At 61.5% G+C, this 18,906-nt stretch carries 18 protein-coding genes and 1 pseudogene; 16 read left to right on the plus strand and 3 right to left on the minus strand.

Annotated elements, in window-relative coordinates; genetic code table 11:
• Positions 1–18 precede the first annotated feature (18 nt).
• The 10 genes from ltnD (at position 19) to CK627_RS20770 (ending at position 11,995) form a co-directional block, all read left to right on the plus strand.
• The gene (gene ltnD / locus CK627_RS20725; protein WP_095593257.1) at positions 19–927 is read left to right on the plus strand and encodes an L-threonate dehydrogenase; all 909 of its coding nucleotides are present in this window, start codon (positions 19–21) and stop codon (positions 925–927) included.
• Complete coding sequence (otnK, locus tag CK627_RS20730) at positions 924–2,174, plus strand: 3-oxo-tetronate kinase (RefSeq protein ID WP_095593258.1); 1,251 nt, start codon at positions 924–926, stop codon at positions 2,172–2,174. Before ltnD ends, otnK begins: the two co-directional genes overlap by 4 nt.
• Entirely contained in the window at positions 2,167–2,799 is a 633-nt protein-coding gene (otnC, locus tag CK627_RS20735; protein WP_017779202.1) for a 3-oxo-tetronate 4-phosphate decarboxylase, read from the plus strand. Before otnK ends, otnC begins: the two co-directional genes overlap by 8 nt.
• Positions 2,796–3,569, plus strand: coding sequence for a 2-oxo-tetronate isomerase (gene otnI / locus CK627_RS20740; RefSeq protein ID WP_095593259.1), 774 nt, complete (start codon positions 2,796–2,798; stop codon positions 3,567–3,569). Before otnC ends, otnI begins: the two co-directional genes overlap by 4 nt.
• 35 nt (positions 3,570–3,604) lie before the next feature.
• On the plus strand, positions 3,605–4,549 hold the full coding sequence (gene denD / locus CK627_RS20745) for a D-erythronate dehydrogenase (protein WP_095593260.1): 945 nt from the start codon (positions 3,605–3,607) through the stop codon (positions 4,547–4,549).
• Entirely contained in the window at positions 4,546–6,048 is a 1,503-nt protein-coding gene (locus tag CK627_RS20750) for a GntP family permease (RefSeq protein ID WP_095593261.1), read from the plus strand. Before denD ends, CK627_RS20750 begins: the two co-directional genes overlap by 4 nt.
• 94 nt (positions 6,049–6,142) lie before the next feature.
• Positions 6,143–7,039: a DMT family transporter gene (locus CK627_RS20755; protein WP_095593262.1), complete on the plus strand. Its 897-nt coding sequence runs from the start codon at positions 6,143–6,145 to the stop codon at positions 7,037–7,039.
• A 118-nt stretch (positions 7,040–7,157) separates the two neighbouring features.
• A complete protein-coding gene (locus CK627_RS20760) occupies positions 7,158–9,095 on the plus strand; it encodes a methyl-accepting chemotaxis protein (protein ID WP_095593263.1) in 1,938 nt (645 codons plus the stop codon).
• A gap of 507 nt (positions 9,096–9,602) precedes the next feature.
• Positions 9,603–11,048 carry an OprD family outer membrane porin gene (locus tag CK627_RS20765; protein ID WP_017782051.1) on the plus strand — a complete coding sequence of 482 codons (1,446 nt, stop codon included), beginning with the start codon at positions 9,603–9,605 and terminating at the stop codon, positions 11,046–11,048.
• A gap of 119 nt (positions 11,049–11,167) precedes the next feature.
• Positions 11,168–11,995 (plus strand): SDR family oxidoreductase, encoded by an 828-nt coding sequence (locus CK627_RS20770; RefSeq protein WP_045790479.1) that lies wholly within the window; start codon positions 11,168–11,170, stop codon positions 11,993–11,995.
• A 147-nt stretch (positions 11,996–12,142) separates the two neighbouring features.
• On the opposite strand, the gene CK627_RS20775 is transcribed toward CK627_RS20770, so the two are convergent.
• Positions 12,143–12,475, minus strand: a complete 333-nt coding sequence (locus tag CK627_RS20775) for a DUF1904 family protein (protein ID WP_019840249.1) — start codon at positions 12,473–12,475, stop codon at positions 12,143–12,145.
• 87 nt (positions 12,476–12,562) lie between these two features.
• Here CK627_RS20775 and CK627_RS20780 point away from each other — a divergent pair, with 87 nt between their 5' ends.
• The 6 genes and pseudogenes from CK627_RS20780 (at position 12,563) to CK627_RS20805 (ending at position 17,346) form a co-directional block, all read left to right on the plus strand.
• On the plus strand, positions 12,563–13,456 hold the full coding sequence (locus tag CK627_RS20780) for a TraB/GumN family protein (protein WP_054544240.1): 894 nt from the start codon (positions 12,563–12,565) through the stop codon (positions 13,454–13,456).
• Between the two features lie 167 nt (positions 13,457–13,623).
• Positions 13,624–13,773: a DUF3149 domain-containing protein gene (locus tag CK627_RS20785; protein ID WP_010634864.1), complete on the plus strand. Its 150-nt coding sequence runs from the start codon at positions 13,624–13,626 to the stop codon at positions 13,771–13,773.
• Between the two features lie 153 nt (positions 13,774–13,926).
• Positions 13,927–14,505, plus strand: a complete 579-nt coding sequence (smrA, locus tag CK627_RS20790; protein WP_095593264.1) for a DNA endonuclease SmrA — start codon at positions 13,927–13,929, stop codon at positions 14,503–14,505.
• A gap of 102 nt (positions 14,506–14,607) precedes the next feature.
• Positions 14,608–15,324 (plus strand): annotated as a pseudogene (locus CK627_RS20795) (carboxypeptidase M32); the annotation flags it as partial.
• Positions 15,325–15,368: 44 nt separating this feature from the next.
• Positions 15,369–16,847: a recombinase family protein gene (locus CK627_RS20800; RefSeq protein WP_095593265.1), complete on the plus strand. Its 1,479-nt coding sequence runs from the start codon at positions 15,369–15,371 to the stop codon at positions 16,845–16,847.
• 61 nt (positions 16,848–16,908) lie between these two features.
• Complete coding sequence (locus tag CK627_RS20805; RefSeq protein WP_095593266.1) at positions 16,909–17,346, plus strand: H-NS family histone-like protein; 438 nt, start codon at positions 16,909–16,911, stop codon at positions 17,344–17,346.
• A 49-nt stretch (positions 17,347–17,395) separates the two neighbouring features.
• Here CK627_RS20805 and CK627_RS20810 read toward each other — a convergent pair whose 3' ends face one another.
• A complete protein-coding gene (locus CK627_RS20810; protein ID WP_095593267.1) occupies positions 17,396–18,238 on the minus strand; it encodes a hypothetical protein in 843 nt (280 codons plus the stop codon).
• A gap of 166 nt (positions 18,239–18,404) precedes the next feature.
• Positions 18,405–18,875, minus strand: coding sequence for a hypothetical protein (locus CK627_RS22710; protein ID WP_157737200.1), 471 nt, complete (start codon positions 18,873–18,875; stop codon positions 18,405–18,407).
• Positions 18,876–18,906: the final 31 nt, after the last annotated feature.

Consider the following 18,906-nt stretch of genomic DNA (forward strand, 5'->3'; position numbering starts at 1 on the left):
TAATCGAGGAACTGACAGATGAGCAGACCCTATCACGTTGCCGTCATCGGCCTGGGCGCCATGGGCATGGGCGCCGCCCGCTCCTGCCTGCGGGCCGGGCTCACCACCTACGGCATCGATCTCAATGCAGAGGCGCGCAACCGGCTGCAACAGGCCGGTGCCGCCGCCGTCATGGCTGATGCCCGCCCCCTGGCGGAGACGCTCGATGCGGTGTTGCTGCTGGTGGTCAACGCCAATCAGGTGCGCAAGATCCTGTTTGGCGAGCACGGCCTCGCCGCACATCTCAAACCGGGTACCGGCATCATGATCTCCTCCACTATCGCCGCAGAAGAGGCCGCAAGCTTGGCTCGCGAGCTGGCCGCGCTGGAGCTGCCGATGCTGGACGCCCCCGTTTCCGGCGGCGCCATCAAGGCCGAGGCCGGCGAGATGACGGTGATGGCCGCCGGCGCCGATGCCGCCTTCGACAAGCTGGCTCCTGTGCTCGATGCGGTGGCCGGCAAGGTCTACCGGGTCGGCAGCGAACCGGGCCAGGGCAGCACGGTCAAGATCGTTCACCAGTTGCTGGCCGGGGTGCACATCGCCGTGGCCGCCGAGGCCATGGCACTGGCCAGCCGGGCCGGCATCTCGCTCGATCTCATGTACGACGTGGTGACCCACGCCGCCGGCAACTCCTGGATGTTCGAAAACCGCATGGCCCGGGTGCTGACCGGCGACTATCAGGCCCGCTCGGCGGTGGACATCTTCGTCAAGGATCTCACTCTGGTGGCCGACACGGCGCGAGAGCTGCGCTTCCCGCTGCCGCTGGCGAGCACCGCCCTCAACATGTTCCTCGCCGCCAGCAACGCCGGCCACGGCAAGGAGGATGACAGCGCCGTCATCAAGATCTTCGACGGCATCACCCTGCCAGGCACGGAGGAAGCACGATGAAACTGGGCGTGATTGCAGATGACTTTACCGGGGCCACCGATATCGCCGGTTTTCTGGTGGAAAACGGCCTCGCCACCCTCCAGCTTGCCGGCATCCCGCCGGCGGTGGATCTCAGCGGGATCGATGCGGTGGTGATCAGCCTCAAGAGCCGCTCCTGCCCGGCGGGCGAAGCGGTACGCGACTCACTGGCGGCCCTCGACTGGCTCAAGGCGCGCGGCTGCCCGCGCATCTATCAGAAGTACTGCTCCACCTTCGACAGCACGGCGGCCGGCAACATAGGCCCGGTCACCGATGCCCTGCTGGCGGCACTGGAGAGCCGATTCACCCTGATCTGCCCGGCCCTGCCGGTGAACGGTCGCACCGTCTATCAGGGCAACCTGTTTGTCGGCGCCCAGCCGTTGGCCGAGTCCGGCATGCGTCACCACCCCATCACCCCCATGACCGACAGCAACCTGTTGCGGCTGATGGAAGGGCAGGGTTCAGGGCGCGCCGGACTGGTGCCCTTCACCACCATAGCGCAGGGCCCCGCAGCCATTGCCGACGCCTTCGAGCAGCTAACACAAGCTGGTGTGCGCTACGCCGTGGTCGACACCCTCACCGAGCAGCACCTGCTGGATATCGCCGCGGCCGCCATCGAGATGCCGCTGGTGACCGGCGGCTCCGGGCTCGCCATCGGCCTGGCCAGGTTGCTCGGCAACGGCAATCCGGCCGCCGCCCGCGCCGCGGGAAGACCGCTCGGCACCCGTGCCGTGGTGCTGTCGGGCTCCTGCTCAGAAATGACCAATCGCCAGGTGGCCCGCTATCGGGAGCTGGCACCGGCACTGGCCCTCGACGTGGTCGCTTGCCTGACGCAAGCCGACTACCCGGCCGAGCTGGCCCGCTGGGTGCTGGATCAGCCTTCGTCACCCGCCCCCATGATCCACGCCACCACCAGCCCGGATCGGCTGGCCGAGATCCAGGCCCGTCATGGCCGCGACGCGGCGAGCGAGGCGGTGGAGCAGTGCTTTGCCCGCCTCGCCGTGCTGCTGCGCGCCGCCGGCATAGACAGCTTCATCATCGCCGGCGGCGAGACCTCGAGCCGGGTCACCCAGGCCCTCGGCGTCGCCGCCTTCCACATAGGCCCGCAGATCGCCCCCGGCGTGCCCTGGGTGCGGGCCACCGACGCCCCCCTCTCGCTGGCCCTCAAATCGGGCAACTTCGGTGACGAGACCTTCTTCAGCCGGGCACAGGAGTCTTTCCATGACTGAACAGGCACTGCGCGACACCATGGTGATGCTGGGTGCATCCCTTTTCCAGCGCGGTTATGCCACCGGCGGCGCCGGCAACCTCTCCGCCAAACTGCCGGACGGCACCCTGCTCGCCACCCCGACCGGCTCCTGCCTCGGCCGGCTCGATCCTGCGCGTCTCGCCCGGGTGAGCATGAGTGGTGAGCACTTGGGGGGCGATCGCCCCTCCAAGGAGGTGGCCTTCCACCTCGCCATCTACCACAACAAGCCGGAGTGCCAGGCCGTGGTGCACCTGCACTGCACTCACCTGACCGCCCTCTCCTGCCTGGAGGGACTGGATCCGGCCAATGTGATCCGCCCCTTCACCCCCTACTACGTGATGCGGGTCGGCCAGCTGCCGCTCATTCCCTACTACAAGCCCGGGGATGCCCGCATCGCCGAGGAGCTGGGGCGCCGCGCTCCCGAAGGCAATGCCTTTCTGCTTGCCAACCACGGTCCCGTGGTGACGGGCAAGGATCTGGTGGATGCGGTCAACAACATGGAGGAACTGGAGGAGACGGCGCGCCTGGCACTGCTGCTGCACGGCCAGCGGATCCGCTACCTGAGCGAACCCGAGATCAACGAATTGAGGAGTCTGAAGCCATGAGCAAGTTTGCCGCCAATCTAACCATGCTGTTTACCGAGCTGCCGTTTCTGGAGCGCTTCGCGGCGGCCCGCGAGGCCGGCTTCGCCGCGGTGGAGTTCCTGTTCCCCTACGAGTGGCCAGCCGCCGAGCTGGGGCGCCAGTTGCAACTGCACGGTCTGACCCAGGCACTGTTCAACATGCCGCCGGGCAACTGGGCGGCAGGAGAGCGTGGCATGGCAGCCATCCCGGGGCGGGAGGCCGAATTTCGCGCCCATCTGCCAAGCGTGCGCGACTACGCCCTGACGCTCGGTTGCCGCAAGGTGCACGCCATGAGCGGCATCGTGGACCCCGCTCATAGCCTCTCGGCCCACCGCCAGACCCTGATCGACAACATCCGCTTCGCCGCCGACTTCCTGGCCGAAGACGGCATCAAGGTACTGCTCGAGCCCCTCAACGATCGGGATGTACCCGGCTACTTCCTGGCCCACCAGCTCGACGCCCTGGCCCTGGTGCAGGAGATAGACAGGCCCAACGTGGGGGTGCAGCTCGATCTCTATCACGCCCAGATCATGGATGGAGATCTCACCCGTCTCATCGGCAAGCTGGGCCCGGCCATCGGCCACGTCCAGATCGCCTCGGTGCCGGATCGCCACGAACCGGACGAGGGGGAGATCGCCTATCCGCATCTGTTCAAGGTGCTGGAGCAGGCGGGCTACCACGACTGGATCGGCTGTGAATACAACCCCAGAGGCAACACCCGGCAAGGCTTGACCTGGCTGGCACAACAATAACGACCCTACACACGAACGAGTCTGAGGATAGCAAGATGCAGATCATCATCACCGGCGGAGGCGGCTTTCTGGGACAGAAGCTGGCCCGCGCCCTGTTGCACAGTTCCTTACCCTTCAGCGAGCTGCTGCTGGTGGACATTCAGGAGCCACCAGCCCTGGCCGACCCGCGAGTGCGCTGCCTGCAAGCGGATCTGACCGCCCCCGGAGTGGCCGAGTCCCTCATCAGCGAACGCACCGCCGTGGTCTATCACCTCGCCGCCATCGTCAGCAGCCACGCGGAGCAGGACTTCGATCTCGGCTGGCAGGTCAATCTGGACACCACCCGCAGCCTGCTGGAGGCATGCCGTCACACCCGCCCGGGTATTCGTTTCATCTTCACCAGCTCGCTGGCCGTCTACGGCGGCCCGCTGCCTGAGCTGGTGAACGATGGCACGGCGCTGACCCCCACCTCCTCCTACGGTGCCCAGAAGGCGATGGGGGAGCTATTGGTCAACGACTACAGCCGCAAGGGTTACGTCGACGGCCTGGCGCTGCGCCTGCCCACCATCTGCGTGCGGCCAGGCAAGCCGAACCGCGCCGCCTCGTCGTTTGTCAGCAGCATCATCCGCGAGCCGCTGCAAGGAGAGAACGCCCTCTGCCCGGTGAGCCCGGAGCTGCGCCTCTGGCTCTCGAGCCCCGCCACCGTGGTGGCCAACTTCCTGCTGGCCGCCACCCTGCCAAGGGGGGATGCCCGCAGCATCAACCTGCCCGGCATCAGCGTCACCGTCGGCGAGATGCTGACGGCGCTGACCCAGGCGGGCGGCCAGGCGGCGCGGGATCGGGTACAGTTTGCCGCCGACCCGGCCATCGAGCGCATCGTGGCCAGCTGGCCGGGACGCATCGACAACCAGCGCGCCACCGCCCTCGGTTTCATGGCAGACAGGACGTTTGCCGAGATCATCGACAGCTTCATCACCCATGACATGCAGGAGGCATCATGAGCGACATCCCAACCCCCATCATAGGTCTCATCATCGCCGTCTTCGTGCTGGTGTTTCTGGTCATCCGCACCCGGGTGCACGCGCTGATCGCCATGCTGGCGGCGGCCTGCATCGCCGGGATCACCGGTGGCATGAGCATCGACAAGACCCTTACCGTCATCACCCAGGGCTTTGGCTCCACCCTCGGCAGCATCGGCATCGTCATTGGCCTCGGGGTCATGATGGGCCGCCTGCTGGAGGTGTCGGGGGCCGCCGAGCAGATCGCCTACAGCTTCATCAAGTGGCTTGGCAAGCGGCGTGAAGAGTGGGCGCTGGCCATCACCGGCTACATCGTCAGCATCCCCATCTTCGTGGATTCCGCCTTCGTCATCCTCTATCCGGTGGCCAAGGCGCTGGCGAAAAGCGGCAAGCGCTCCCTGCTCACCCTGGGGGTGGCGCTGGCGGGCGGCCTGGTGGTGACTCACCACACTGTGCCGCCGACCCCGGGCCCGCTCGGCGTGGCCGGCCTGTTTGGGGTGGACATAGGCGCCATGCTGCTGATGGGTATGGCCCTGGCCATCCCCTGCGTGGTGGGCATCGTCTTCTATGCCCAGTGGCTCGACAAGAAGTACCCCGAGTTTGCCCAGCAGGTGCAAAAGACCCCGGACGAGCTGCAGGTCACCTATGAGCAGTACCTCAAGGAGAAGGAGGGCAAGACCCTGCCGAGCCTGACCCTGTCGCTGCTGCCGATCCTGGTGCCCATCGTGCTCATCTTCGTGAAGGCCATCTTCACCACCCTCGCCACCCTGGAGGGGATGGACGGCCTGATGGCGAACCCGCTGGTGCAGGGCATCAACTTCATCGGCACCCCCATCATAGCGCTGGCCATCAGCGTGCTGCTGGCGGTCTACACCCTGGTGCCGCACATGGACAAGCACGCCACCGCCGCCCGCCTCGAGGAGGGGCTGCAATCCGCCGGCATCATACTGCTGGTGACCGGGGCCGGCGGGGCGCTGGGGGCCGTGCTGCGCGACAGCGGCGCGGGCCAGCAGTTGGCCGAGCAGATTGCCCTGCTGCCCATCTCCCCCATCCTGATCCCCTTCATCGTGGCGACCCTGGTGCGCCTCATTCAGGGATCCGGCACCGTGGCCATGGTGACGGCGGCCTCCATCTCGGCCCCCATCCTGGCGCAAATCCCCGGGGTCAACATGCTGCTGGCCGCCCAGGCCGCCACCATGGGGTCGCTCTTCTTCGGCTACTTCAACGACAGCCTGTTCTGGGTGGTCAACCGCATGATGGGGATCTCGGACGTGAAACAGCAGATGATCGTCTGGTCCATCCCGACCACCATCGCCTGGGCCATCGGCGGTACCGGCGTCGCCCTGCTCAACCTGCTGTTCGGCTCCGGCGGCACCTGGCTGGATCCCTTGCTGCCCCTGCTGGTGCTGGCGCTCATCATCTGGGGCGTGCGTCGCCAGCAGTTGCCCGCCATCAGCAGCGCGGTGACCGACAGCAAATAATCGCACTGCCACACCACCGGGGTATGGCCACCAGGGAGGGCCGGTCTGCTAGACTGGCCCTCTTTTTGTTCATTCATCTGCAAAGGAGTGTCGGATGTCTGCTGCTTCGTGGTGGGACAAGTCCACCGGGCTGGCGCTGCTGACCATAGTGCTGTGGGCCTCGCTGGCGGCGCTCACCTCCCGGGTCACCAGCGTGTCGCCGCTGGTGCTGGTGGGGCTGGTGCTGTTTTTCTGCGGGGTGGGAGCCCTGCCGTTCTGGCGTCAGTGGCGGGCTCGTCCGGTCAACTGGCTGGTGACCATCAGCGCCCTGCTGCTCTACCACCTGCTGCTGTTCATGAGCTTTCGCCACGCCCCCGTGCTGGAGGCGAACCTCATCAACTACCTCTGGCCGCTGTTCATCATTCTGTTCACCCCCTTGCTGCTGCCGGGTCACCCGCTGCACGGCCGTCACCTGCTGGCCGGCGCCCTGGGTCTGGCCGGCTCGGTACTGGTGATGGTGAACGGCGAGCTGCAGCTGCAACAGGCCTATCTGCCGGGCTATCTGCTGGCACTGGGGGCCGCCATCGTCTGGGGTGCCTACTCGGTGCTGTCGCGCCGGCTCCCGCCGGCCCCGGCGGTGATGACGGCGGCGGCCTGCCTGCCAGCCGGGTTGCTGGCGCTGTTGCTGGCCCGGCTGCTGGAGGGACCGCTGCCGGTGGCTCAAATTCCGGCCGGTGACTGGGGCCTCATCATAGGGTTGGCACTCGGTCCCATGGGGGCGGCGTTCGTCACCTGGTATCTGGCGCTGCGAGACGGGGATCCGCGCCGGATCGGAGCGCTGGCCTATCTGACGCCGCTGCTGAGCACCCTGCTGCTGGTGCTGCTCAACGGCGAGCAGCTGACCCCCCGCCACCTGCTGGCCGGCGCCCTTATCATGGGTGGCGCCCTGCTCGGCATGCTGGGCAAGCCCCCTGCCCGCCAGCAGCAGGAGGCCCCTGCCCTGCGGCCGTAAGCCAGCCCTCTCGACAGTCAGTCCGGGCCGCCGGGTTGACTGTCATAAAAGCGCCATCTCTGCTGCTTAAGCTCACGCCGACGCCCATCGCCGTGGTTCAACAAGCAGGAATGCTGCCGTGAAAATTGCCCATTACGCCTCCCTCTCTTCTCTCGCTCTGCTGCTGGTCGCCGCCGTGCAGGTCGCTGCCCTCTGGCACGGCTGGCAACAGCTGAACCAGGCCGAGCAGGCCCAGCACCAGCACGAACGGCTGCAGCAGCGGCTCACCGGTACCCTGCAGGGCACCCTGCGCGACTACCTCGCCAGCGGCGATCCGCTGCGGCTGACCGAGGCCGAAGGGGTGCGCAAGCAGGCGCTCGCCCAGCTCTCCCAACAGAATGGGGCGCTCACTGCCCCGCTGCGCACCCTGCTCGAGCAGATGGGAGCGCGCATCGACAGCGACTATCTGGCGGCGGGCAAGCTCTCTGGCAACAGCCAGTGGCTGCTGCAAAATGCCGAGAACGAGCTGACCGATCAGGCCAGGGCGCTGCTGCGATACGGTCAGCAAGGGGCGACGGGGAGCGACCCGGCCAGCGCCGAGCGCTATCGCCAGCTGGCAGGCGACCTGCTGGCAGCCCTGCCGGCGCTCGCTCACCTGCGCCAGAACTACATGGAGCAGGCCAGCCCCAAGCTGCTGGAAGGGTTGCAATTCGAGCTGGCGGCCCTGCAAAAACAGGCCGAGCAGCTGGCGGCCCTGCCGAGTCTGGCGCTTTTCGAGGCGCCTCCCGCCGACGAGTTCACCCTGGGGGAGCCGGAGCGCAAGGAACTGGGGGATCTCCCCAAGGCCGAGCTGATCTCGCTGCTCAAGCGCTACCCGCAGGAGCTGGAGAACAGCCGCAAGGCGCTGCAACAGCAGCAGCAGGCACGTCAGGCGGTGCAGCAGGACATTGACCAGATGCTGCAGGCCACCGGCCAGATGGGCAGCGAACTGGCCGCCGCCCGCCAGGCGGTCAACCAGCGGCTGGCCGCCATCCTCGGCAGCCTGGCGCTCTGTCTGGTGCTGGTCGCCCTGCTGTTTGCGCTGGTGCAGCGCCGCTGGCTGGTCAGGCCGCTGCTACGCCTGCGCGCGGCCTTCCTGCAGCTCGACGAGACCGGGCAGGCCGAGACCCTGCCAGAGGGGCGCGAGCGCAACGAGCTGGCCGACATCGTCGCCAGCTACAACCGCCTCATCCTGCGCCTGCAACAGGATCAGCAGCAGAAAGAGGGCCAGCTGTCGGCGGTGTCGCAAAGCCTGCAGGGAATGGTCAACCAGGTGCAGGAGATCCATCACAGCACCCGCACCACGGAGCAGGCGGTGGACGAGAGCGATCTGATGATGAGCGAGCTGAACCAGCTGGCCGGCGAGGTACACCAGGTGGCCGCCGAGATAGCGCAGCACGCCCAGCACAACGAGCACTCCATGAGCCAGAGCGAGCAGCTGGTGGGGGGCATGTTGCAGGCCACCGCCCAGACCGGGCTCGCCATCGACGAGAGCGGTGGCGCCCTGGCTCAGCTCAAACGTTCGGTGGAAGATGTGACCGCCATCGTCGACGTGATTGGCCACATCTCCCAGCAGACCAATCTGCTGGCGCTCAACGCGGCCATCGAGGCGGCGCGGGCCGGGGAACAGGGGCGCGGTTTTGCGGTGGTGGCCGACGAGGTGCGCCACCTCTCCGCCGATACCCAGCGCTCCCTTGGCCAGATCACCGAGATCCTGACCAGACTGACCCAGGCGGGGGATCAGCTCGGCACCGTGCTGGCGCGGATCACCGCAGAGGCCGCCGCCCAGCGTCAACAGGCGGAGCAGCTGCGCCAGACCACCCAGGCGGTGCGGGAGATGGCGCGCAGCACCGCCGTCATCGCCCTGCAGGGGGCCGACAACGCCAAGAGCCAGGAGCACAAGCTGGCCAGTTTTGCCGATCTCATCGGCCGCATCAGCCAGCACGCCCGCCAGGGCAGCCGTCTCTCGGTGCAGGTGTCGGAGCACATCCACCACCAGGCCAGCCAGATCCCGCGCATCCTCGGCCACCAGGCCTGATCCGCGCCGGTTCAGCCGGCGCCCCCAACCCGGTCCCTGCCATCGCGCAGGGGCTTATCTTTTTTTGTGGCACAAAATTATCTGTTATCCGCAGGTTAACGAGGAAAGATCCCTCTGCACAGTGCGATCCGTCCGGATCGGCCGGCAATTTCATCTGAAAACGTTGTCATCGCCGTTATGAGCGGGCTGGGAGTGTCCACAACGAGCGTCATGATTATTTGCACTCGGTCATATTTTTGAAACTTGGTGGGAACTTTCCATTGATATTTCGCACCGCGAACGTACTCTTGAGCTGTCCGATAGCCAAGGATCGGAACACAAAAAAACAAAATATGTGATGAACAGAACTGCACCCACCGCAGATGTGCCAAGACGTCGCGGCCGCAGCCGACATACTCGAACTTTTTGCCCTTCGGGGTCTTGATTGCAATGCCAATACCGAGCGGCGGGCACCTGCCTGACTGCCGGACAAAAAAGCTAAGTCCATAAAATCAGGAGCAATACAAAATGGAAAAAGTGATCTTCAAACGTGCCGCATTGAGCGCAGCCGTCGTTGCTGCCATGCTCGCCCCCGGTATGGTGTTGGCTGCCGACGAAGCAGGTCCCACCTATGCAGCCGCCGCCAGCAAATTCTATGAAGAAGGCAAACTCAACGGTGGTCTCTTCTACTTCCAGCGTGATCGTCAGCGTATCGACGGCGACCCCACTGCCAAGAACAAAGAAGGCAAATACCAGTCCAACCTGAGCCACGCCACCACCCAGGCCTCCCTGAACTTCAACTCCGGCTACGCCTGGGACGTGGTGGGTATCGATGTGGGCGGTTTCGGTGCCTATGACCTGGCCGTGACCGAGAACCACCCGGTCAACCAGGAGAACGAATTCTCCTTCGCCGGCAACAAATGGGGCGAAAACTACAAGGACGGTTCCCCGGAAGGCGGCTTCAGCCTGGCCAACGCCTCGCTGAAATTCAAGGCGCTGGACGGTGCCCTCACCGCCAAGGGCGGTCTGACCCAGCTCTACGTACCGGGCGTGATCGGCGTGAACTGGTCCTATCAGCCGGGTACCTACCGTGGTGGCCAGATTGAAGGCAACTTCGGTGGCCTCTACCTGACCTACGCCATCGCCGACGAGTACAAATCCCCCTGGTACAAGGAGACCCAGAAGTTCTCCCGCGCCAAGGCATGGATGGATCCGTTCGCCGATGAAAACGTCATCGACTACATCCAGGGCGTAGCGGCGCGTTACACCTTCGAAAACGGCACCTCCATTACCGGTTCTTACGGTAACTCCGAGAACTACATGGACAGCTACCACTTCAAGCTGGCCCACAAGTTTGACGTGCTGGGCGGCCTCTCCACCAGCTACCAGTTCTACGGATCCGACACCGAGACCTATCAGAAGGGCGGTGCCGACATCGAGACTTACGATGGCCTGGCATGGCAGCAAGCGCTGACCGCCGCCTGGGGCATGGGCCCGTACGGCTTCCGTCTGGAAGGTCTGTGGACCAAGGCCGAGGGTAACGAAGGCAACTATCTGCCCCGTCTGACCCGTGGCTACGGCAACTCCCAGGGCGCGAACGAGATCTGGTGGGACTCCCGCTCCGACTGGAACGCCAACAACGAAAAAGCGCTGTTCTTCGGCGTGACCCGCTCCCTAGATGACCTGGTGGGTGCACCTGGCTGGTCCGTCGGTGTCTCCGGTGCCTACGGCTGGGATATCCAGAAAGGCGACGGCACCAAGGCCACCAACGGTGAAGATACCGAATGGGCAGCCAACTTCGACGTCATGTACACAGTGCAGGATGGCAAGCTGAAGGGCACCCTGTTCAAGCTGCACTACACCGATTACAACAACGACATCAGCCAGAGCGGCGGTTGGACCGAATACCCCAACATCTTCGCCTCCGAGAAAGACGTCAAGTTCCACATCATCATGCCGTTCACCATCCTGTAAGCAGGTGGTTGACGTTAGCAAACCGGGCCAATTGGCCCGGTTTTCTTTTTTCTGATCAGCGGGTTAACATGCAAAGCCGCAGGCGCTTCTGCCTGCCCCGTCACCACAAGGATGCGCCCATGTCCCGCTTCGTTCTGATCACCGGCTGCTCCAGCGGCATCGGCCTGGCCGCCGCCAAGGCGCTCGGCCAGCACGGCTACACCGTCATCGCCTCCGCCCGCAAGGCCGAGGACGTGGCGCAGCTGCGCCAGCTGGGTTTGCTGGCGGTCGAGCTGGATCTGGCCAACGAGGCCAGCATAGAGAGGGGCGCGGCCGAGGCACAGGCACTGGCCGGTGGCCGCCTGTATGGCCTGTTCAACAACGGCGCCTACGGCCAGCCCGGCGCGCTGGAGGATCTGCCCACCCAGGCGCTGCGCGAGCAGTTCGACACCAACCTGTTCGGTTGGCACCACCTCATTCGCCAGTTGCTGCCGGCCATGCTGGCGGCCGGCGAGGGGCGCATCGTGCAGAACAGCTCGGTGCTGGGGCTGGTGGCCATGAAGTATCGCGGCGCCTACAACGCCAGCAAGTTCGCGCTGGAAGGGTATACCGATACCCTGCGCCTGGAGCTGGCAGGCAGCGGCGTGCAGATCAGCCTGATCGAGCCCGGTCCCATCGACACCCGCTTTCGGGCCAATGCCCGCGCCGCCTTCCTGCGCCACATAGATCCCGCAACCAGCCGCCATCAGGCCGCCTACCAGCAGACCCTGAGCCGGCTGGAGCGCGAAGGGGGTGCCCGCGGTTTTACCCTGCCAAGCGAAGCCTGCATAGCGCCGCTGCTGCATGCACTCGGCAGCCCGCGCCCCAAACACCGCTACCCGGTCACCTTCCCGACCCGGCTGTTCGGGGTACTGCGCCGCCTGTTGCCAAGCCGCCTGCTCGACCGGATCCTCGCCAAGTCGGCCTGACGGCGACCGCTTCGCCACCCGACACGCCCGCAAACCACCGGCAGCCAGAGGCGACGACGCGCATCGTCGCCTTTCGTCTCATCTCCACCAACCGGCATCAGAGTGGCCTGAATCAGCCAAGCCGCAATTCCTGGCAGCACCGCAGCCTCAGTAGTGCTGACCGTTGCTGTAATAACAGCTCTTGACGATGGGCAGCACCTGCACCACCACATAGGTCTGCTCCCCCAGCACAGCTTTCAGGTGACGAGTGATCAGCGCCGCGACCGCGTCCTGCAGCTCCTGCGGGCGTTCGAACCAGACCAGCTCGACAAACGGAAAGCCGGCCTCGCGCTCCCCTTCGCGCACCCAGTGGCTATCGATGCACTCCAGGGTGACGAACTCAGGTTTGCCCCCGGTGAGGGCGCAGAGATCCGCCAGCAGAGGGGTGCTTATCTGCTTGAGGGTGTCGACGGAGATGGCCCGGAAACGAAGGTGGGGCATGGGAAAACCTCTTGGCTGTGACAAATGAGGACTTATCATAGGGGTTATTGTGACGAAGAGAAGCCATCCGCTGACATAAGGTGCCCCATGAGACTCCATCGCCTGCTGCTCCCCTTCCTGCTCTGCCTGCTGCTGCCGCTGAGCGCCTTTGCCGACCCCGCCTTCTATAAGGTCAGCAAGGGCGATCAGCAGCACTGGCTGCTGGGCTCCATCCACGCGGGCAAGCCCTCGCTCTATCCGCTGCCCGACCCCATCGAGCGGGCCTGGCTGCAGAGCCGCGCCCTGGTGCTGGAGGTCGATCTGACCCACATCAGCCAGCAGCAGTGGCAGGAGATGGGGGCCATCACCCGGCTGGTGGACGGCAAGACCCTCAAGGAGCACATACCGCTCGACCTCTACCGGCGCACCATCATCGCCGCCGGCCAGAACGGCCTGACCGAGAACATGCTGGCCCCGCTGCGCCCCTGGTTCGCCGCCATCACCCTCACCCAGGCGGCGCTGGAGCGCACCGACTTTCGCAGCGCGCTCGGGGTGGATCAGCACTTCGCCAAACAGGCCACCGACGGCGGCAAGCCCATCATCGGCTTCGAGACCCTGCTCGAGCAGCTCGGCTACCTCGCCAGCGTCGGTGACAACCAGACCCTGATGCTGGAGAGCACCCTGGACGAGCTGCCCGAGCTCGAGCGCGGCTTTGGCGAAGTGATGAAGGCGTGGGAAGAGGGGGACGAGGCGACCCTCATCAACCTGCTCAAATCGGAGATGGCGCCGCCCAAACTGCAGGCCTGGCTGGAGCAGACCCTGCTGGCGGAGCGCAACCACAACTGGCTGAAGAAGTGGTCCACCCTGCCGAACGAGAGTTTCATCGTGGTAGGGGCGCTGCATCTTTACGGCGACCAGGGGCTGCTCGCCCTGCTGGAACAGCAGGGCTGGCGCATCACCCCGCTCACCGAGCCGGGCCCGCGCAAGCCTGCCCGCCAATAGGCGCCGACGGGGCCACACCGGCCCCGTCAGGGTCTTGAACTGGGAGGAGGCTCACAGATCCGGCTGCCGATTTAATAACCACAAGGGGACTTGATCGAGATCATCTCTTTGCTCCCAAAGAGGTATCTATCATGCCTGTCATCAATGGGATGACAGGAGTGCACGAGATGGATTTTTGGATGAACCTGATGTTCGGCAACAGCGTGGGACTGATGTCCATGTTGGTGATTATCGGTACCTTCCTGCTGATCAGTTCCTACGCGGCTTATTTCATCTACAAGGTGATGAACGCCAAGCCGCCGAAAGAGGGCCAATAAGCCTGCGTCAGGCGATCCCCGATCGCCTGATCCCGCCCTCGCCTCCCCTTTGCTCAGGGTCTGAGCAGACCCGCGCCACTGCCGCGCCCGCCACTTTCAGATCTGCCCCCGCCCGCTATAATGGCCGCTCATTCCACCTGCGGGGAGCCTGCCGTGTCTCAAAACGACGAACTCTCACTGTTTCGCAATGAAGTGGCCGATGTGCGCCCCATTCGCAACGACCATGTCCGCCTCCAGACGGCCAGCAGCCCGACCGACGCCCAGCTGGCGCGGCGCCAGGCCGCCACCGCCGAACAACTCGCCCTGGATCACCTCAGCATGGAAGCGGTCGAGATGCTCGACCCCCACGCCATCGTCGGCTTCAAGCGTGACGGGGTGCAGGAGGGGGTCTACAAGAAGCTGCGGCTCGGCAAGTACGAGCTGCAGGCGAGCCTGGACCTGTACCAGAAGACCCTGAACGAAGCGCGCCAGAGCCTGGTGCAGTTCATCGCGGATTGCGAACTGCGCGACATCCGTTGCCTGCTGATCCTGCACGGCAAGGGAGAGCGCAGCACGCCGCGCGCCCTGCTCAAAAGCTATGTCAGCGCCTGGTTGCCGCAACTGCCGGCGGTGATGGCCATGCACAGCGCCGAGCGTCGCCACGGCGGCGGTGGCGCCCTCTACGTACTGCTGCGCAAGAGCGAGCGCAAGAAGGCGGAGAACCGCGAACGCCACCAGAAGCGGCTCGTCTGAGCGGCGACTCGCACCGACCGGTGAGCGGTGGTAGCATCGAACGGCCCCGAGCATGCCAGGTACGGGGTGCACGCCATCAGGGACGATAACAAGGACAATCCCATGTCATATCAGAAACTTGAACAACATCAGCAACAGCTGCACCGGCTCTCCCACCTCTCGGCCATCTGTGGCTGGGATCAGGCCGCCATGATGCCGGAGGGGGGCAACGAAGCCCGCGCCGAGGCCATGGCCGAACTGGGGCTGCTGATCCACCACAAGCGCACCGCCCCCGAGCTGGGCGACTGGATTGCCAAGGCCGAGAGCGAGCCGCTGGACGAGATCCAGCGCGCCAACCTGCGCGAAATCAAGCGCCACTGGCAGGATGCGAGCCTGCTGCCCGGGGATCTCGTGGAGGCGCTGTCGCTCGCCGGCAGCAAGTGCGAGCACGCCTGGCGCCGCCAGCGCAAGGAGAACGACTGGGCCGGCTTTTCCCCAAACCTCGCAGAAGTGGTGAAACTGTCGCGGGAGGTCGCCTCCCTGCGTGCCGAGGCGCTTGGGGTGCGCCCCTACGACGCCATGCTGGCGCTCTATGAGCCGGGCATGACCAGCGCCCGGCTCGACGAGATCTTCGGCGATCTGACCGGCTGGCTGCCGAACCTGATCCAGACCGTGAGCGAGCAGCAAAAGCACGAGTCGGTGCAGATCCCGCAAGGCCCCTTCCCCATCGCCGCCCAGCAGGCGCTCGGCCAGCAGGTGATGGGGCTGCTCGGCTTCGATTTTGCCCACGGCCGGCTCGATGTGAGCAGCCACCCGTTCTGCGGCGGGGTGCCGACCGAGCATAGTACATTGGTATTGCGCACAATAACAACCGGAGCCTTACAGTGAATGCCTACTTGTACCAACGTATTTCATCCACTAAGCAAACAGCAGGCGTTGGCTTAGATCGCCAGCTGGAGAACGCGCTCTCGTACTGTCTCTCGCACTCTCTCAACGTCATAGACATACAGCAGGACGTAGCAAGCGCCTTCCATGCAAAGCACTTAGACGGGCATCTAGGCGCATTCTTGCAAGCCATAAAGGACAAGCTCATTGAAGTCCCGAGCGCGTTAGTTGTGGAGTCACTCGACCGCTTAGGCCGCGATCATACCCTGTCTGCCCTTTCACGCTTCATCGACATAATCCGCGCTGGCGTAGAGATTCATGAAGTCTCAACAGGCATTGTTTATACCGCCACAGAAACGCATCTCCTGCACCTTGCGCTTGCCATCATGGAGCGAGCACATAACGAAAGCATGATGAAGAGCAAGCGTTCTCATGACGCTATACAGCGCAAATTAGCGCAAGCTGTGCACGGCAAAATCATCCGAAAGAATACGCCTGTGTGGATCGATGTAGTTGATGAGTCACTGCAACTAAACGAGCACGCTGTAACAGTAAAGCTCATTTTTGATTTGTACTTGAGCGGCATGTCATTCCGAGCAATTGCGCGTGAACTGGATGAACGCGCCATCCAGTACCCAGTAAAGCAAGCTGCCAAAAAGATGAAAGTCCAAAAATGGAACTCGGCTAGGGTATCAACGATGCTCTCTAGCCCATCAGTGTATGGCACATTTACACCGCAAACAGGTGATCCAATTGACGATTACTTTCCGCCTGTTGTTGATATTGCAACGTTTGAAAAAGTCCGTTCTATCCGCGAGGCACGGCAAGTTAAAGCCACAAAGATAACAGGCTTACTTTCTATCGTTTCAAGCTGTTGCTTGTGTGGTGAATGTAACCACAGCTACATATGCCATTACCGCAATTGGACAAACGCGGAGGGCTTAGTTGAGCGGATCAACCTCAGGTGTAATGGCCGCATGTCAGGTATGCCATGCAAAGGTAAAAGCGTCCCCATGGAGGTAGTAGAGCGTTTCATACTTGAGGTCTTACCGGATGTTGATATCAGCAAACTGAACCGCAACAAAATGCGCACATTAGATAACTTAAAGGCTAAACGTGCACAGCTACAAACTGAAATGGAAAACTTGATTGATTTGGTTGCTTCTGGCAGTGCAGTAGCTAAAGCAAAGTTCAAACAAACCGAAGAACGTGCCACTTTGTTGGATGAAAAGATCGAGAAAGCATCACAAAGAATCTTGCCGGACGAGAAAGATGCAGTGACTGATCTTGCACTAAACACAAGCAATCTTGAGCTTCGCCGTAAGGTTAACTCTGCTTTGCAGCTGATGGGCTTGCGTGTGGTGCTACATACCGAACACGCAAATACTGTTTTATGTGAAGTGTTTTTAAAGGGAACCTTGGTCGCTTCAAAGAAATTGGCTTGGGGTCGCAAAAAACGGATTGATTCAAAGTCATAGAAGCCTCATCATCAGCCACGTAGCAAAACAAAAACCAAATTCAATTTTTAAGGGGTCCATCATGTCAGAAGTAATCAAAACTGTTACTAACATCCGCTCTGTCCGTGTGCTTGCTCGTGAACTTGGATTCGACACGTTCGCGGACGTTGTTGATAAGTTCAACTCGGTGTTTGCTGAAATGCAAGCAGAGCACGAAAAGGAAGCCAAGCGCCAAGCAGAACTGGACGAGAAAGTAGAAGAGTTGCTGGCAAACATCCCAGAAGATTTGCGCGAAGATGTGCTTGCTCGCATCGCAGGCACCGTCCAGCCCAAAGCACCAGCAGAAGCTAAAGAAAAAGGCACTCGTACTGTTCAGCCACCGGTTGAAGTTGTAGTGGACGGAAAAGAGTACACCGTAAAAATGGCTGGTAAAATCCCAACTGAGCTTGCCGCTGTGATGAAAGCTAAAGGCTTCGAAACCAAAGACCGCATCAAGTTTGCAGAACAATTCAAAAAGTGAGTCAAACCGTAAAACAAAAAGGGCCGTTCGGCCCTTTTTTTTATATCAATCATTCACGTTCAAGAATTGTCCGCATCCGGCTTTGCAGTGCTTTAGTTAAAGCAGCCAACCCTTCTGAGTTATTCAAGTACTTGATATAACGAAGATGACGGAGGTCAAACGGAATATCATATTCGCTTTGCGTGATCAATATAACTTCACGGCCCAATGTATGGGCAATGCCAGCTTCATAAAACACATTTGGGTTTCTACCAGAACAGTCGCAGACAACCACATTCGATTGATCAATTAACGATACTACATCCTGAATGATGGAAGCATGTTCCCAGATATCATCTGCTCGCTTACAGTCGAAACCAGCGTTTAAGGCTGCTTGTTTGATGCTAGCGTATACAGCCGTAAAGCTCGCATCAAATGGCATCATTGCAGAAGCGAGTGTAGGATCAATGTTCTCATGTTCGGGCAAATTGAACACAGTGGGCCGCTGCCTTCTCACTTGCGTGTTACAAAGCAAAAAACGATATAGATCTACCTCTTTCACAGCCCAATGATTTCTTGAGAACTCAAAATTATCTATGCCTAATTGACTGCTTTTCCCATAAAGCATTTCATTTTGCAGGGGCGGAATATCCTTGTCGAAGTTCACCTCTAACGATAACGAAGTACCAGAGAATCTTGCGTTGATGATTTGCCCTACATAAACAACTTCATCATCAGTCCCTTCTATACAAAAAAGGCATGGGAGCGCCTTAAGCCTATCAAGTAGAAGCCTACGGTTCTCGTCACGGAACTCGTCTTTCAGGTGATCCTCTGTATACTCAAGTACCCGCGCAATCGGGATACTTACCTTCCCTGATTCCCAGTCAACGTTAAACACCAAAAAATTGAACATCCTGCCTCCACTCACTCCGATAATGGCTTATTATTACTCATTGTTGACGCCGTGAACACCTAGATATGCACAGTGAAACAAAAATAATCAATTCTCATTATCGTTAACGAGTGGCGATACATCATTCTCGATCCCTGAAAATGACTTGCTGTGGCAAGATACAAAATTATATCTTGGTTATAACTATATTCACTGGACTAGGAGTGTCTTCTAAGTACTGACTACAATCTGCTGAGTAAGTATAAACTCCACTCCCATTATGTGATGTGGTATTCCACGACTTACCATTTAGTGTGATTTTCAGTGCGTTACCAATTGCACTACTGAACTTAATATCGCCAGTACCTGTACCGCCGTATCTATCAACTTCCCAAGTCATCCATATAATTGAAGCTCCATAACACGTTGGATTACTAAATGAGCCATATACCCACCCACTAGTAGCATTTGGACGATATACACCGGATGTTGTGCCACTATTCCCTATAGAAATAGTTCCAGTATAAGCATTTGCTTTGCCCCAGAAGTCGCTGAACCAAACAGGGCCGCTTGGCTTGCCTGCAAGTTGACGTACTCTAGGATCATTCAACGTCAAGCCAGTAGCATCGATGCCAAGTTCAGCAGCAACTTGGGACATAAAGATTTGTCCTGATGATGGAAGGGCCATA

This window comes from Aeromonas dhakensis (assembly GCF_002285935.1).
Classification (GTDB): domain Bacteria; phylum Pseudomonadota; class Gammaproteobacteria; order Enterobacterales; family Aeromonadaceae; genus Aeromonas; species Aeromonas dhakensis.